At 67.5% G+C, this 2,151-nt stretch carries 2 protein-coding genes; both read right to left on the bottom strand.

Features of this window, described 5'->3' with window-relative positions:
• Window positions 1-290, bottom strand: a 290-nt coding sequence (locus ABD104_RS30065; RefSeq protein ID WP_343928872.1) for a DNA cytosine methyltransferase, incomplete at its 3' end; no start/stop codon positions are given.
• 537 nt (window positions 291-827) lie between these two features.
• A partial coding sequence (locus ABD104_RS30060) for a DNA topoisomerase (RefSeq protein ID WP_343928871.1) occupies window positions 828-2,151 on the bottom strand: 1,324 nt, incomplete at its 5' end.

Raw genomic sequence — 2,151 nt, 5'->3', positions numbered from 1 at the left:
GCAACGCTGAACGACTGGCACGGCGTGCCGCCGACCAGGATGTCGGGCGCCGGCACGGTGCCGGCGCGCACCTGGCGGGCGATCGCGGTCATGTCGCCCAGGTTGGGCACGTGGGGGTAATGGTGGGCGAGCACGGCGCTCGGGAACGGCTCGATTTCGGCGAACCACGCGGCTTCAAGGCCGAGGGGTTGCCAGGCGAGGCTCGCGGCCTCGATGCCGCTGCACACGCTGCCGTACAGCAGTGGCACGGCCTGGGGCGCACCGCGTGGGGTGCGAGGTTGCGGGTTCATGGCGGGTCTCCTGTTCGTGTGGCCCTGGACCGTGTGGTCAGGCCGGGACGTTGATGGGCAGGAGAAAGGCGCCGAAGGCCTTGCGGCCTCCGGCTCGGGAGGACAGAACCACCCGTGAGCTGATTGGCAGGCCCGGTCGTCGCTAGAACCGTCTGCTGTCAGCAATCGCACCCGGCGCATGTCGTGGTTGGCGCCGGCATCGTCTGGCGCACATCCGCGCACAAAAGGAGCCCAGTTTTTCGCCGTTGGGCACGGCATCGAATACCGCTGACCGTGAAGGGTCTCCGGGTGGCTCGCAGCCTGGCAAGCCATCGGGGGACCCTTCGCAGGGGCGGAAAAATGCAGATCAACAGAATGCGCCGGGAGACCCCGGACATGGTTCGCGGAGAAGCTACCTTCAGGTCCCGCAGCCGGGTACGGCTGGGCGGGACGCGCACACGGACAAGAGAAGGCGTTGCGCGCTGGGCATCCCGCAGGGCGTGCGGGACATGGGCCACGCCGCCGATGGCGGGTACGGCTCTCGGGGAACGGGGTCGGTCAAGAGCCTTTGCGGCCGCTACTGCGCGGGCGCGAGGCACCGCGCTTGGACGCGCCGGTTTCGACCGGCAGCGTGCCTTTGCAGTCGGGGTAGCGACTGCATGACCAGAAGGGGCCGGTCTTGCCGGTGCGCTGGCGCGTCGGTGCGCCGCACTGCGGGCAAGCGGGTCCCTGGGGAACCTTGATGGACAGCGAGGTGCTGCCGTACTGCGCGATCAGTTGCGAAATCCAGGCGGCCTGCTTGCCGATGAACACGTCCAGGGTGAGCTGTCCGGCCTCGATCATGTCGAGCGCCTGCTCCCACACGGCGGTGGTTCCGGGGTCGGCAATCGCCGCAGGCACGGCGTCGATCAACGTGAATGCCGCATCCGATGCGCGAACGGAGCGTCCTTTCTTCACGAGATAGCCCCGCGTCAGCAGGCCGGTGATGATGTTGGCGCGTGTGGCTTCGGTGCCGATGCCCGTCGTGTCCTTCAACTTCTGTTTCAGGCGCGGGTCGGTCACGAAGCGCGCCACGCCTTTCATCGACTTGACCAGTTCGCCCTGCGTATAGGGCTTGGGCGGCATCGTCTTGAGTGCCTTGACCTCTGCCTCGGCTACTTGGCACGCCATGCCCTCGCGCAGGGCGGGCAGCACCTGGCTGCGCGCCGTGGCTTCACTGTCCTCGTCCGATTGGGGCTCGGCCAGCACCAGACGCCAACCTGGGGCGGCCACCTGCTTTCCGGTGGCCACCAGCTTCTGCTGGCTGCAGGAAAGCTCGGCGACGGTGCGGTCGAACTCGTGGTGAGGGAGGAATTGCGCCAGGTAATGCGCCCGGATGAGGCGGTACACGGCCAGTTCCCGTTCGCTCATCGCAGCGAGGTTCGCGGGTTCGAGCGTCGGGATGATGCCGTGGTGCGCCGTGACCTTGCCGTCGTTCCAGGCACGCGAGCGCTGCGAGCGATCGAGCTGGCCCATGATCGGGCGCAGCGAAGGATCGGTCTTGAGCAGACTGTCGAGAACCGTGGGCACCTCGGAGAACATGCTTTCGGGCAGGTAACCGGAATCCGAACGCGGGTACGTCGTGGCCTTGTGCGTCTCGTACAGGGCCTGGGCGATTTCAAGGGTCTCTTGAACGTCCAGCCCAAGCTGCTTGGAACAGACCTCCTGCAAAGTGCCCAGGTCGAACAGCAGCGGTGGGCCCTCACGCACGCGCTCGGTTTCGACCGACACCACCTGGGCAGCATTCGCGGCGCGGATCTGCTGCGCGGCCTGCTGGGCGATGGGCTGCTGCAGGCAGCGACCGGCGTCGTCGGTGCAGCCATCGGGCGGAACCCACTGCGCG

It is taken from the genome of Pigmentiphaga daeguensis, from assembly GCF_039523035.1.
GTDB lineage: Bacteria > Pseudomonadota > Gammaproteobacteria > Burkholderiales > Burkholderiaceae_B > Pigmentiphaga > Pigmentiphaga daeguensis.
The sequence above is the reverse complement of the archived record's forward strand: the minus strand, read 5'-3'. Positions and strand labels throughout refer to the sequence as shown.